This window comes from Bradyrhizobium sp. LA2.1 (genome assembly GCF_040547725.1).
GTDB classification, from domain to species: Bacteria; Pseudomonadota; Alphaproteobacteria; order Rhizobiales; family Xanthobacteraceae; genus Bradyrhizobium; species Bradyrhizobium barranii.
Genome location: NZ_JBEPQI010000032.1, coordinates 21,688 through 35,339 on the forward strand (window position 1 = coordinate 21,688; position 13,652 = coordinate 35,339).

The window sequence follows — 13,652 nt, forward strand, 5'->3', positions numbered from 1 at the left end:
GACGACGTGTTGTCCTACAGGCCGGCGTTCCGCGCCATAGCTACCAAGCAGACCAGGACCCGCCCTTCCGGCCACGACAAAAGCAAGCTTCTAGGCAAGGTTGTACGAGTCTTGCACCGACGTGTTGGTGCCGAGGCCCCCCGTGGGCGGGTGGCGGTGCGCGGCATCGCCTGCCAAAAAGACCCGGCCTTTTTGGTACTCTGTGGCCACGACATTGTTGACCTGCCAGGTACTGATTGCCTTGACCTTTATTTGGAGATCGGGATCACCGAGCGTCAGCCGCGCTCTGGCGAGTACGGCCTCCTCCGACGGTTGTCCTTCATCAAGATTCCAGGGATGCAACAGGCTCCACTCATTCCACGGCCGGACGTTAACCCAACTCGCTGTTCCAAACCATTGGTCGCGGTCAGGTTGCGCAACCAAATAGATCACCGCCGGCCGGTGAGCTGTGTACTTCGTTAGGTCGACCTCAAGCCAACTATTGGCCATCCCCCTAAGGCCTGCTTCACCTTCAAGCCCCAGCCCCAGTTGCTCCGCGACCCGCGAGCGTGCGCCGTCAGCACCAATCGCGTATCGTGCGTGCACCACGTACTCCGTCCCGCTCTCGCGTTCGCGCACCACGGCTCACACTTCGTCAGGTGTTTGCTCGATATGCACTAGTTCGTTCATGAAGCGGATATCGGCGCCTCTTTCGAGCGTACTTGCGAGAAGGACGGGATCAAGCACATGCTGGGGTGCATTTACGGCCGTGCAAGGACTTGCTGCCGCGTAGTCGGATAGCCGCTCGGGTGCCGAACCGTAGCTCTTGAAGCGAGCGATCTCGAGCCCAGACAATGATGTCACCACGAGATTGTTGCATAGCATTGACAGCGGATATCCGACGTCGCGAACGCGATCCTCAATGCCGAGATCTCTAAACAACTCCATCGTGCGCTGATTGGTGATGTGCGCCCGCGGCACATGCGCTGTGCCTCTGTGCCGAGCTATCGTCAGGGTAGAGATGCCGTGCATGGCTAAGATCGAGGTGGCTACCAGACCAGCCGGCCCGGCCCCGATCACGAGCACATCAGTTGTGACTTTACGCATGTCGTTACCTTCGTTGGCGCTTGCGGTCGCTCGCGCGTTCACCTCACGAAATCGGCTGTCGGGCTCCGACTGCGACGATCTTTCAGCCTCTCCCGTAGCTGCTGTTGATGCTCCTGAAGCCAGGCGCGGACCGTAGTCGGCTTGCGGCCAAGCGTTCGCTCCAGAAAATCGTTCAATGTCCACGCCACGTCATTCGCATCTTCATAGCGAAAGAACTGCCACAGATACTCCGCCAAATCCGACCGTACCCGGTCGCGCGTTGCTGCCGATTCGAAAAGGGCGATCAGCCCTTCCTTGGTGGAGTCGTAGGCAATATCCGTCTGGAGCACTTCACCCATCATCCGGACGACATCGCCCACATAAAGGTTGTCGTATCCATTGTTGAGAGTGTGAAATTGATAGAGATGCCGTGCGTTGTCACTGAGCAATATCCGCGCGCCCGCTTCTCCGATTTCGCGCGGGTCGATGAACGGTACTCGACGGTTCGGCCATGTCACCTTGCCGGGTGACAACATCTGAAAGCGAGGGTTCAGGAAATTGTCCATGAAGCTCGCGCCGATATTGAAATAGGTGACTGGGAGATCGGATTCATCTAGAAGCCGACGCGCGATCGGGTGCTGGGTCGCGATCCCCCATCCGATGTTCGTTAGCGCCTCGGGCATTCGCCGGGGATTGACGGAAGGAAAAACACCGACCGCGCGAATCATGTGAATTAAGCTGTCGGAATTGCGAACAGCAGAAATAAGATTCGTCATAGCATGCTCTTCGCGCGTGCCGTTGGGCGCGATGACGAAGAGCCCTTCCATGCCGCTTACAGCCGCGGTAAGGGACGGCAAGTCATAATAGTTGCCGATGGCGATTTCGCAGTCCGGATAGCTCGCCCGCAACTGCGCCAACTTGTCTTCACCGCTGCTGATTAGTCGCAATCTGACATCCGGGGCGTTGTAGCGCAACCAACGCACCATAGGGCCGCCAATGTGGCCACTCGCGCCGAAAATGCCGATGCTGTTTGGCACCTTCTTCTTGTGTTCCATCGTTCCCCCTCGTTCTCGACCTCAGTCGGAGATCCCCATCGATCGCGCAACTAGCGAGACGAGTCGGCGTTCGAACTAATCGGCGGATCGCCTTCGTCCTCGGACACAAAGCGAATTCCATACTTCGCATAAACGAGCTGACGCTCGTCCTCCGTTTTCGCAGCGACGTGCTCCCGTTCAAATTCCTCGACGCCACCAGGCACCGTGAGAAGGAGCAGCCTAGTCCCCGGTTCATTCGACCAAAATCGGTGCGGGACGCGCCTCGGCAAGAAAAGGAAGCTTCCCGCTGCAGCCTCGTATGTCTCCTTGCCAACACGGACGCCCAATTTGCCGGAAAGAACGTAGATGCATTCATCCTCGTTCTCGTGCAGGTGCAGCGGTCGGCCGCCGGCGACCGTAATTTCGAATACGCTCATTACGCCGCCAGTGGATTGTGCCGTCGCTTTCGCAAGGGATACGGCGCCGCTCCGCATGCGGATCTCCCCATCCGGCAGGGAGATGCCGGGACCGATGCAATAGGCGGAGCTCGGGTGCTCGGGGCGGGGATCGTCATGAGAAAAGCTCATATTTCCTCGCTTCCACTCTGAGCTCGGCCAACCGTTCTCCGCCGCTCCGCATCGAGTGTCGATTTTGCAATATTGGCATGACTGCCACAATAACATTACTGCCATTATGGTGCGGGTGTCAATTCTGAGCGTTTGACGCCTCGCCGCTCGGCGGATGCTGTCGGATTGCCCTCCTTTCGCAAACCGATACCGAGACGGGTAAAGTGCTTGTTCGATGAGTCAGTTGATAGGACGTGCCGTGTCGGAGCCGGAGCCGGAGGCGTCCCGGGTCTCCTGATCGGCGGGGCTAACCTCTACGCGCTCACTTGTATGGCGTCCGATGTCGTCGACGGGCACCGCCGTGCCGGAGGGCGGTCTGTCAGGAAGTCCCCTGAGCTCGCCGCGGCGTTTGGGGGCGCGGCTTGCCGGACCTCTCGCGAGATGGCTGTTCCAGCTCGTAGATGTTCAGAAGCTTGAGAACTCGGACCGTCTCGGCCCGTGCGAGATCCTGCAGATCGGATTTGGGGTAACGTGCCCAAGTGCTGGCAGCTACATCGGTTGGAGAGAGTGCAAGGCTCGCCCCCATTTGGGCGCGCTGATAATTGGCTGCGGTCTTATCACAGAACGACATAAGAATATCAGTTGCAATTTTCCGTCGTTGCATCATCCAAACGGCCCGGCGGTCCGCCCAATTGCTTGAGGTTAGGGCCAGGGCCAGACGAGCCCTGTTGACCGGATTATTGGTGAATGCGTTGAAGGTATCGAGGGCGCCATTCAGCACGGCGTGTAGTGGAAGATCGATTTCCAACCGCGCGAGCACCGCGCGATGCAGGTCTTCCAGAGACCTGGTGAAGTCGAGATAGATCACGTCCGCTTTGCTATCAAAGTAACGGAAGAATGAACGGACCGAGATGTCGGCGCGCTCGGCAATGCTTTCGATGGTTGTCGCTTCGAAACCGCCGCCCCGCTCGCCACCGTTCTCTTGAAACAGCCGCACAGCCTCGGCGATGATTCGGTCACGTTGTGCTTCGCGCCTCCGCTGCGCCGGTGTCGCCTTGATGATCTCCATTCGACGCTCAATCCCTTCCTGCCGGACCGAACCTACCGGATACACGAGTGGCAAACAATCGGAAGGCTTGCGAGGAATGTAAAAATATGGCGCTAGTGCCAAAATGACATTAATGTAGGAGAGGACGATGAAGCCGTCATGGATCCACTTGGCCCGGGGCCGGTATGTTCGTCAGGCTCGAGTGGGGCTTGGCGAGCTCCGCGAGGAGCTTTTCGGACGTCAGGGATTTGCAGGTCCGACCGCGACGCTCTATCACTCGCGGCCGCCCGGAGACGTCTTGCGCATCGTCGGCAAGCTGAAGCCGCGTATGTTCTCCACCCGCAAGCTCATGGCCGGCGAAGGCAACGACGGTCGGGGGCTACCCTTACCATTCCTCACCAACTCCGACGTCACCCTCAGCGTCAGCAATCGGCGGTCGGCGATGCCGTACGCCTATCGTGACGCCGACGGGGACCTCCTGTACTTCATTCATGAGGGGACGGGGGTGATGGCGACTGAATATGGTCCGATCCCTTACGAACCCGGCGACTATATCTATCTGCCGCGGGGCACGACCTTCCGCCAAATGCCGAACGATGGCCTGACATATGCCTTCGTCATCGAGTCAGTACAACCAATCGATTTCGCGGCACATCCTCAGCAGGGGCGACATTTTCCGTTCGATCCGCAGCTTATCACAGTTCCGTCCGCGGAAGAGTACGCTTGGCCGGAGCAGGACGAGTGGGAGCTGTGTATCCGCTCCCAGGGCGAGCTCACCTCGGTCTTCTTTGAGAAGTCGCCTTTCGACGTGGTCGGCTGGAAGGGTGATCTGTTCCCCTTCAAGATCAACATGCGCGATATCCATACGCTGAGCTCGGAGCGAATTCATATCGCGCCGACCTCATGGGCAACGTTTCAGGCGCCAGGCTTCGTCGTCGTAACATTTTTGCCGCGGCCTTCGGTAAACGATCTGGACGCGGAGGAGTTGCCTTCGTCACATCGCAACATTGATTGCGATGAGGCGATTTTCGTTCATAGCGACACGGGGCGGGAAGGGGCTAGTTTCATCTTTTCACCGCAAGGGATCCATCATGGTCCTCCCGACGCCTTTAGGCGAGAGTTCAATAGAACGCGTGTCAAAGGCATGCAGACGATGCTCACCGGCGTCAGCGTCGATACGTTCAAGCCACTGAATCCAACCCCTGCAATGTTGGCCGTCGCTGACGGTGAGACGACAGAAATCAACTGTCGCTGATGTCGTAAGATTCAGGGCTGTGACCGATCGGCCTCGGCGGCGCCGGTGGGCGTAGTGCTCTCTAAGGGCTGGATGGAGAACTCCATCCAGCTGCGTCTCGCAAGCTTCCGAAGAGAAGCGGCGACCCAATCCAAAGGAGGGAAAGTTCATGTCGGCAGCACAATGGAGACGGGCGGCACTTGCTGCCGCAATCGCGCTACTCATTGGCACTAATTCAATAGAAGCCGTCGCCCAGAAAAAATACGACCCAGGCGCAACCGACACGGAGATCAAGATAGGCAACATCGCGCCTTACTCGGGGGCCGCGTCTGCATTTGCTGTGATTGCCAAGACCGAAGCGGCATATTTCGAGAAGATCAACGCAGAGGGGGGTATCAATGGTCGTAAAGTCAACTTCATCTCCTATGACGACGCCTATAGCCCGCCAAAGACCGTTGAGCAGGCACGAAAGCTCGTGGAGGGAGATGAGGTTCTCCTGATCTTCAACCCGCAGGGAACGCCGCAGAACTCTGCCATCCAGAAATACTTGAACGCCAAGAAGGTGCCGCAATTGTTCGTCTCCAGCGGTGCGTCCAAGTGGAATAATCCGAAGGACTTTCCCTGGACGATGGGCTTTTCACCCAGCTTTCGAGGTGAGGCGCAAATCTACGCGCAGTATATTCTGCGCGAGAAGCCCGATGCCAGGATCGCAATCCTTTATCAAAATGACGATTTTGGAAAAGACTACGTCAAGGGTCTGAAAGATGGCCTTGGTAGCAAGGCCTTATCGATGATAGTCGCGGAGGAAAACTACGAGGTCACCCAACCGACCATCGACTCGCAGATCGTCAAGCTGAAATCGTCCGGAGCGGACGTATTTCTCGACTTCACCACGCCGAAATTCGCTGCGCAAGCCATCAAGAAGATGGGTGAGAGCGGCTGGAAGCCGATGCACCTGCTCAGCAGCATCTCGGTGTCGATACGCAGTGTCATCAAGCCCGCCGGCTTCGAGAATTCGCAGGCCATCGTTTCCTCCGCTTACCTCAAAGATCCCACCGACCCGCAATGGAAAACAGACGCGGCGATGAAGGCCTGGAACGAGTTTCTAAATAAGTACTATCCGGAAGCTAATCGAACCGATTTCGCGGTGGTCAACGCTTATGCCGCGGCGCAAGCCCTGGAGCGCGTCTTGAGGCAGTGCGGAGACGACCTCACACGCGATAACGTAATGAAGCAGGCCGCCAACATTCGGGATTTTGAGCTTGCCGGCCTGTTGCCAGGTATCAAAATGAACACCAGTCCGTCCAACTTCGCTCCGCTATCGCGGATGCGCTTAATGCGCTTCAAGGGCGAGACATGGGAGCTGTTCGGTGACCTGCTCAGCACGGACGTCGGCGGCTAATGTCACCTTATCGAGTGAGTATGGAGATCACGAGGTGAGCCAGGAGTTTCGAGCAACAATCCGGAAGGCCCGAGAGCATTCAATAGGCGACCTGCTGCGCCGATCGGCCAGTCGCACTCCGAACAAGTCGGCCGTGATTTGTGGCAGGGAGGTCTGGACATTCGTGGAGTTGGATGTGATTTGCAATCGGCGCGGACTGCGTCGAGCCGGGGTAAGTAGAGGCGATCGCGTCGCGATCCTGTCACGCAATTCGCACGCTTTTGCTGCCATGCGTTTTGCCGTCGCGCGCATCGGCGCGATCTTGGTTCCAATCAACTTCATGCTGAAATCGGACGAAATCAATTTTATTCTGGTCAATTCCGGCGCCAGGATTCTGGCAACGGGCGCGGATTTTGTAGAGTCCGCCCGGGAGGCCGTCGCAAAAGGTTGTGCGGTTGAAGCCTTGATCTGGATGCCGGGCGAAGAGCCGGCACTACCGCCTCCCGGAATGATTACGTTCGACGATCTTCTGCACTCTGACGGATCACAGCTCGACGATTTCGTCGACGGCGAGGATCCAGCCCAAATCATCTACACCAGCGGCACGGAGTCATTACCAAAAGGTGCGGTGTTAACGCATCACGCAGTCATGTGGCAGTATGTCAGCTGCGTCCTTGAGGGCAGCATGGCGACAGAGGACAGAGTGTTACATGCGCTGCCGCTGTACCATTGTGCACAGCTTGATGTCTTTCTCGGTCCTGCAATCTACCTCGGGGCGAGCAGCCTTATCACGGCCAAGCCGACCGCTGACAACATCTTGTCATTGATCGAGACGCACGAGATCACATCGTTTTTCGCGCCACCGACTGTCTGGATCGCAATGCTCCGGTCTGCGCATTTCGATCAGACCAATCTCTCGACACTCCAGAAGGGTTACTATGGAGCGTCGATCATGCCGGTGGAGATCCTGCTTGAACTGCAGCGACGGCTACCACGGGTGAAGTTCTGGAATTTTTATGGACAGACAGAGATTGCTCCGCTCGCAACCGTTCTGACGCCGGAAGACCAAATACGAAAAGCCGGTGCAGCCGGAACACCGGCGATCAATGTTGAGACGCGCGTTGTCGACAGTGCGATGGAGGACGTCAGCGTAGGTGAAATCGGCGAGATTGTGCACCGCTCACCTCAGCTCCTATCTGGCTATTATAGTGATCCGGATAAGACTGCCGCCGCCTTCCGCGATGGATGGTTTCACAGCGGCGATCTCGCGACCGTCGACTCCGACGGTTACATCACGGTGGTTGATCGCGTTAAGGACATGATCAAGACCGGAGGCGAGAACGTCGCTAGCCGCGAGGTGGAAGAAGCCATCTATGGGCTGTCGTCGGTATCTGAAGTGGCGGTTATCGGATTGCCAGACGCTCGTTGGATCGAGGCGGTGACTGCGATCGTCGTTGTCAGGTCTGGGGAGAACCTGACCGAAGATAACGTGATAGACCATTGCGCAAACACGATGGCGCCTTTCAAGGTACCCAAGCGCGTGATCTTCATCGATAGCCTACCGAAGAATCCGAGCGGAAAATTGCTAAAGCGGGAACTGCGTCAGCGCTTTGCTGAAAATGTGAGAGTTGCCGAGGGCAATTTCGGACGGTGAGCTTGCTGAATTTGCGGATGTCGGTTGGGCGTACTGAAATCGGGCGGTAATTTGGCGAACGGCGATGTCAACAGAAGCGATAAACCGGCAATGGATCCTGACTGGGCCGCCACATGATCGGCTAACTCTCGACAATTTTGGATATCGGGAGAGTTCGATCCCAGACCTGCCTTTGAGAGATGGACAGGTGCGGATCCGGAACGTTGCCTTCAGGTGTGCCCCGACGATGCGCAACTGGATGGAGGAGGGCGGAAACGGTGGCTATCCTTCGATGCCCGTGGGTGAGCCAGTGATTGGGCCGACGGCCGGGCTCGTCCTGGAGTCTGCGAATTCCGACTTCCGAGTGGGCGATCGCCTGCAGGTTCTTTCCAGTTGGCAGGACTATGCGGTACTCACAGCAGCCGAACTCGGCAGCGCGACCAAGATCCCCATTGGGACGACCTATCTGGATGCGCTGGGGCGCTATGGGCTCAATCCATTGACTGCTTACTTCGGATTGCTTCGGGTCGGTGAGCCAAAGCCGGGCGAAACTCTTGTTGTGTCCGCGGCCGCAGGCTCTACCGGCTCCATTGTCGCTCAGATTGGAAAGATCAAGGGAATGAGGGTCATTGGCATCGCTGGTGGCGTTGCCAAGTGCGACTGGTTGCACCGTGAATGCCGGGTCGATGCCACCATTGACTACAAGACGGAGTCCGTTGCACGGCGACTGGAGATCCTCGCCCCGGGAGGTATTGATATCTACTACGACAATGTTGGCGGCGAGATTCTGCAGGCGGCGGTGAACAATATGGCGCATTTCGGTCGCATCGTGTTGTGCGGACAGATCTCGACCTACGATACCGGGAAACAACCTGAAGGACCGCGCAATATGATGCGGTTGATCTACCGGAGCATCAGAATGCAGGGATTTCTCTGCTCCCAGTTTCAGCACTTGTTCGCGGAGGCGATCGAAGATCTCAGGGGCTGGACACAGAACGGCAAGCTGGTCCATCGGGAGCACACGCACACAGGCTTTGAACTGCTGCCCATCGCTTTTCTGTCTCTGCTTGATGGCACCAACGAAGGAACCGTCCTTGTCGAGACCGACAAAGGCGCAATCGACGAGTACCGAGCATAATGCGGGCTAGGAGGCGCAACTTAGCAGCAGGCCTAGCCGCGCAACACGGATAAAGCGACGCCGGGTGAACGCGACGGACGCGCCATATGCGGAAGTTTGAGTGTTTAGACGTGTGCGATGTATCCAGAACGCTAGGCCGATCGCAGATCCCGAGCGCTGTTGACCGCTCCGGACGGGCGCTTCATCTCGAAATTGCGCCTCTAGCGAATTGTTACGCCGAACTTAATCGGCGGCGCTGTTCCCGCGGAGCGGCATCCTATCGGGCGGCGGCACTGCAAAAAATGGCTGACGGTCGGCTCGCAAGGCATCTTGCGGTTGCGCGTGATGCAATCGGGCTCGGTGAAGAACGCGGCCACCGCTCTAAATATTTTCCAGCCGGCCGTCAGTCGCATGTTGCAACAGGCGAAGGAACGTCTCGGATTCAGACTATTCGAGCGCCAGAAGAAACGGCTGAAGCCGACGACCGAGGCGCAGACGCTTTTCGCGGAAGTTGCGAGTATGTTCGCTGCGATCGAGCACACCCAGCGGCTGGCGGTCGAGCTTCGCGACGGTCGCTCGACGCATTTATGGCTTGGGCACCTAGCATGGATCTGACCGGCGTGGTCGAGAAGACTCGCGTTCCCATCCTTGTGACCCATCCCGGAGGTGATCGTCAAATTCCGCTTGAATAGTACGCCTCCGACGAGGGCCGTCTTGCGTGACGGGTGGTAATTCGCGAAGCGTGTGACCTTAAGTCTAGCTTTAAGGTCATCAGGCGATGCGGATCGAGGTTTTGGGCGGGCTGGAGCGGCGGCGGCGCTGGTCGCAGGACGACAAGGCAAGGATTGTCGAGGAGACGCTGACACCGGGCGCGAAGGTAACTGAGGTTGCGCGTCGCAACGGAGTAGCGGCCAGCCTGGTGTTTACCTGGCGTCGACAAGCACGGACATCGGAACAAGTTGTACCATCTTTTACGCCGGTGCAGATCGCCGCCGTAGCGCCCTCGGCTGAGGAACCTCCGAAGCTCTTGCCTACGGTCGATGGCCGAGTTCGCTCGGTGGCAGCCGCGCGTACTGGATTGATAGAGATCGATCACGGCAACCGACGGTGCATCCGGGTGGATGCGCACGTCGATCCGGAGGCGCTGGCGCGGGTCCTCGATGTGCTTGGACGCCGATGATTTCTATACCGGGGAATGTGCGAGTGTGGCTCGCGACAGGCTACACGGATATGCGCAGAGGCTTTCCGTCGCTGGCCCTCCAAGTGCAGGAGGTGCTACACAAGGACCCGCTCAGCGGTCATCTGTTCGTTTTCCGCGGTCGCCGCAGCGATCTCGTCAAGGCGATCTGGCACGATGGCCAGGGAGCCTGCTTGTTCACAAAAAAACTCGAGAGAGGAAAGTTCATCTGGCCATCGGTTGCCGGTGAATCGGTAACGATCTCGCCGGCGCAGTTGAGCTATCTGCTGTCCGGGATCGATTGGCGCAATCCGCAAGAAACCCAGCGTCCGACGCGGGTCGGATAACCGTTTTGGGTTTGAATCTGCTGCTCGATCTGATTCAATGGCTTCATGATATCGAAGCCGGACGACCTCCCGTCGGACCTTGTCAGTGCCTTGGCAGCGCTGCAAGCCGAGCGTGACGAGCCGAGGCGATAGCTGCCAGCGCGCAGGCGGAGCTGTCGGATAACGCGGCGCTGATCGCGCATCTCAAGCTGCGGATCGAGAAGCTCAAGCGCGAACTGCACGGGCAGCGATCCGAGCGCACGGCGCGGCTGATCGAGCAGCTGGAGTTGGAGCTCGAGGAACTCGTCACGACGGCGAGCGAGGATGAGCTTGCCGCGCAGGCCGCAGCGGCGAAGACGCAGAACGTCCGCCCCTTCATGCGCAAGCGGTCGGTTCGCCAGCCATGGCCGGACGACATCGAACACGAGCGCGTCGTCATCGAGGCTCCAACAAGCTGCGCCTGCTGCGGTGGATCGCGGCTGGCGAAGATCGGGGAGGATGTGACCAAGACGCTGGAGGAGATCCCGCGTCGCTTCAAGGTGATCGGTAAGCGCTTAGCCGCAACCCTATTGATGCTGGCTTGACGTTTTGCGGAATCGCCACGGCATGAGGTCTTCGATCCTGCTATCGGGATGGCCGTCGATGATCGCCTCGAGTGTTTCGGCGATGTAGGCGGCCGGGTTGACGTCGTTGAGCTTGCAGGTGGCGACGATCGACGCGAGCAAGGCCCAGTTTTCCGCGCCGACTTCATGACCGGCGAAGAGCGCATTTTTTCTGGTCAGGCAGACTGGCCGGATGCCGTTCTCGACCGGGTTCGTGTCGAGCTCGAGGCGCCCGTCTTCGAGGAAGCGGGTCAGCCCTTGCCAGTGATTGAGCGCGTAGCGGATGTCCTCGGCGAGCGTCGAACCACTGGAGATCATCGACAGCTGTTTCTCGAACCACGGCTTTAACGCGGCGACGATAGGCAGCGAGTGCTCCTTGCGCGCGGCCAGCCGGATGTCCGACGATGAACCGCGTACCATGGCTTCGATGGCGTAAAGCTGTGCGATGTGTCGAACGGCGGCCTCGGCGATCGGCGATTTGCTGTTGCGGGCCAATTTGACGAAGCGTCGGCGCAAATGGCTCCAGCAATGCACAAGCGTCCACGGCCCCTGCGGTCGAGCAACTTCGGTCAGCCGGTCATAACCGTCATAGGCATCGCATTGCAGGAAGCGTCCGTTAAAGCCATGCAGGAACTGCTCCGCGAAGGCGCCGATGCGACCGGGGGCATATCGGAACAGCACGATCGGGGGACTTGGGCCGCTGTGGCCGCGGTCGTCGGAGACGACCGCCCAGAAGTAGCCTTTCTTCGTTTGGCCACGCCCGGGATCGAGCACCGGTGCCGTGGTTTCGTCCATGAACAGACGATCTGCCCTCTCCAGATGGCGACGCATGTGGTCCGCTACGGGTTGGAGATGGAAGCAGGCGCGGCCGGACCAGTTGCCCAGTGTCGCCCGATCAAGTCGGATCCCCTGGCGCGCATAGATCTCGGCCTGACGGTAAAACGGCGCATGGTCGCCGAACTTGGAGACGATCACGTGCGCAATCGCCGCTTCGGTCGGCAGTCCACCAGGCACGACGTGCTCCGGTGCATGCGCCTGCACGACAGGGCCCGAGCAGCGGCGACAGATGTATTTCGGGCGGCGCGTGACCAACACTCGCCATTGCGCCGGGATCACGTCGAGCCGTTTGCTGACGTCCTCGCCGATCTTCGTCATGGCGCCGCAACCGCACGGACAGAGCGTGCTCGCAGGCTCGATGATCCGTTCCACCCGAGGCAAATGGGCAGGCAAGCAGCCGCGATTGCGATGAGAACCTTGATCCGGCACACTCCGCGATCGGCCCTGGATCACAGCCTCGGCTCTCTCCTGCGCCGCGTCCAGGATGCCTTGCGCGATCTCCACGTCTTCCAGCGGCAAGTGATACTGATCTGGCCGCAGCTTCTCGGACTTCGCGCCGAACTTCTCGCGTCGCAATTCGCCGAGGATGACCTCCAGCCGACGCCGCGCTTCCTCCGACGCCGCCAGCGCCCCCTGATGCTCGCTCAAGGCCGCCTGCGTTTGCGCCAAAAGCGCCTTCAGTCGTTCATTTTCGTCGCGCAGCGCCGCGATGCTCATGTGCTAATTCGAGCACACCGCCGCCGCGTGCGTCACGTGCAAAATACCTTCCGAGTCACTCTGCCGCAGTTATCCCGCCGCCTGCGGACGCCGCGCTTCTTGCGGGCGGACCAACCTCCAATCCAGCCCCTCGAACAGGGCTGCGAACATCGCCGGCGATATGCGCATCACGCCGTCTGCGATCGTTGGCCAAACGAACTTGCAGCCTTCGAGGCGCTTGTGCACCAACACTAGGCCCGTTCGATCCCAGACCAAAATCTTGATCCGGTCCGCTCGTTTCGATCGGAACACGAAGGCTGCACCGCTGAACGGATCGAGACGAAGCATCTCCTGCACCTTCGCAGCAAGCCCATCATGGCCACAGCGGAAGTCAATCGGCCGCGTCGCCATGTAAATCTTCAGATCAGCACCGGGCGCGATCATCGTGACGCTCGTACCGCGCGGATCACCCGAGACAGCTGCTCGCCATCTATGGCCGTGTCCGTCCGCACCACGACATCGCCGATCGCTATCTCAAGCTTGATCGCCGGAACGTGACGCTCCTCTAACGCACCTTCCACGACCAGCGGCGCGAATGTCGGCTGCGACGCCTCGCACGGCGGCAACATGCCTCGCTGTCGAAAGCGCCGTCGCCAATCGTAAATCTGCCAGCGCGTCGCTCCGTGCTTGCGCGCCACCTCGGACACCTGGGCACCGGGTAGCAGACTCTCGGCGACGATCCGAGCTCTCTCAGCCTCCGAACGCACGCGGCGTCCCGACGGTCCTTCAAGGACCTCCAGCCGGCTCACCGGCCCTACCGACGAGCCGTCCAAATGGACGTCCTTTTTGCTGTCCAATCCCATCCCAAACCTCCGTCCTAGTCGGAGGCTTCTTCGCACGTTCATTCGAATTCTGAAGCAAGGGTATCGGCTTCGC

The 13,652-nt window shown here is 59.1% G+C and carries 13 protein-coding genes and 2 pseudogenes; 8 read left to right on the forward strand and 7 right to left on the reverse strand.

Going from position 1 to position 13,652, the window contains the following annotated elements; all coding sequences use genetic code 11:
* Nucleotides 1-90: 90 nt before the first annotated feature.
* The 4 genes and pseudogenes from ABIB95_RS40645 to ABIB95_RS40660 all read right to left on the reverse strand — a co-directional run bounded on the left by ABIB95_RS40645 (nt 91) and on the right by ABIB95_RS40660 (nt 3,734).
* A pseudogene (locus ABIB95_RS40645) lies at nt 91-1,086 on the reverse strand (FAD-dependent monooxygenase).
* Nucleotides 1,087-1,124: 38 nt separating this feature from the next.
* Complete coding sequence (locus ABIB95_RS40650) at nt 1,125-2,120, reverse strand: NmrA family NAD(P)-binding protein (RefSeq protein ID WP_354116573.1); 996 nt, start codon at nt 2,118-2,120, stop codon at nt 1,125-1,127.
* A gap of 50 nt (nt 2,121-2,170) precedes the next feature.
* Nucleotides 2,171-2,686, reverse strand: coding sequence for a cupin domain-containing protein (locus tag ABIB95_RS40655; RefSeq protein ID WP_247303306.1), 516 nt, complete (start codon nt 2,684-2,686; stop codon nt 2,171-2,173).
* A gap of 358 nt (nt 2,687-3,044) precedes the next feature.
* Nucleotides 3,045-3,734 (reverse strand): TetR/AcrR family transcriptional regulator, encoded by a 690-nt coding sequence (locus ABIB95_RS40660; RefSeq protein ID WP_354116574.1) that lies wholly within the window; start codon nt 3,732-3,734, stop codon nt 3,045-3,047.
* Nucleotides 3,735-4,011: 277 nt separating this feature from the next.
* Here ABIB95_RS40660 and ABIB95_RS40665 point away from each other — a divergent pair, with 277 nt between their 5' ends.
* From ABIB95_RS40665 to ABIB95_RS40700, 8 genes and pseudogenes are all read left to right on the forward strand, one after another.
* Nucleotides 4,012-4,968 (forward strand): homogentisate 1,2-dioxygenase, encoded by a 957-nt coding sequence (locus ABIB95_RS40665; RefSeq protein ID WP_354121695.1) that lies wholly within the window; start codon nt 4,012-4,014, stop codon nt 4,966-4,968.
* 148 nt (nt 4,969-5,116) lie between these two features.
* Complete coding sequence (locus ABIB95_RS40670) at nt 5,117-6,349, forward strand: ABC transporter substrate-binding protein (protein WP_354116576.1); 1,233 nt, start codon at nt 5,117-5,119, stop codon at nt 6,347-6,349.
* 34 nt (nt 6,350-6,383) lie between these two features.
* Nucleotides 6,384-7,982, forward strand: a complete 1,599-nt coding sequence (locus tag ABIB95_RS40675) for an acyl-CoA synthetase (protein WP_354116577.1) — start codon at nt 6,384-6,386, stop codon at nt 7,980-7,982.
* A gap of 64 nt (nt 7,983-8,046) precedes the next feature.
* On the forward strand, nt 8,047-9,099 hold the full coding sequence (locus ABIB95_RS40680) for an NADP-dependent oxidoreductase (RefSeq protein WP_354116578.1): 1,053 nt from the start codon (nt 8,047-8,049) through the stop codon (nt 9,097-9,099).
* Between the two features lie 324 nt (nt 9,100-9,423).
* Entirely contained in the window at nt 9,424-9,693 is a 270-nt protein-coding gene (locus ABIB95_RS40685) for a LysR family transcriptional regulator (protein ID WP_247303317.1), read from the forward strand.
* 163 nt (nt 9,694-9,856) lie between these two features.
* Nucleotides 9,857-10,258: an IS66-like element accessory protein TnpA gene (tnpA, locus tag ABIB95_RS40690; RefSeq protein WP_354116579.1), complete on the forward strand. Its 402-nt coding sequence runs from the start codon at nt 9,857-9,859 to the stop codon at nt 10,256-10,258.
* Nucleotides 10,259-10,281: 23 nt separating this feature from the next.
* Complete coding sequence (gene tnpB / locus ABIB95_RS40695) at nt 10,282-10,602, forward strand: IS66 family insertion sequence element accessory protein TnpB (protein WP_434056885.1); 321 nt, start codon at nt 10,282-10,284, stop codon at nt 10,600-10,602.
* A gap of 45 nt (nt 10,603-10,647) precedes the next feature.
* Nucleotides 10,648-11,126: pseudogene (locus ABIB95_RS40700) on the forward strand (IS66 family transposase); the annotation flags it as partial.
* A gap of 21 nt (nt 11,127-11,147) precedes the next feature.
* Here the strand turns inward: ABIB95_RS40700 and tnpC are convergent.
* The 3 genes from tnpC to tnpA (ABIB95_RS40715) form a co-directional block, all read right to left on the reverse strand.
* On the reverse strand, nt 11,148-12,737 hold the full coding sequence (gene tnpC / locus ABIB95_RS40705) for an IS66 family transposase (protein ID WP_354116580.1): 1,590 nt from the start codon (nt 12,735-12,737) through the stop codon (nt 11,148-11,150).
* A gap of 69 nt (nt 12,738-12,806) precedes the next feature.
* A complete protein-coding gene (tnpB, locus tag ABIB95_RS40710; RefSeq protein ID WP_247316068.1) occupies nt 12,807-13,160 on the reverse strand; it encodes an IS66 family insertion sequence element accessory protein TnpB in 354 nt (117 codons plus the stop codon).
* On the reverse strand, nt 13,157-13,579 hold the full coding sequence (gene tnpA, locus ABIB95_RS40715) for an IS66-like element accessory protein TnpA (protein WP_247316066.1): 423 nt from the start codon (nt 13,577-13,579) through the stop codon (nt 13,157-13,159). The genes tnpB (ABIB95_RS40710) and tnpA (ABIB95_RS40715) overlap by 4 nt, the downstream gene beginning before the upstream one ends.
* Nucleotides 13,580-13,652: the final 73 nt, after the last annotated feature.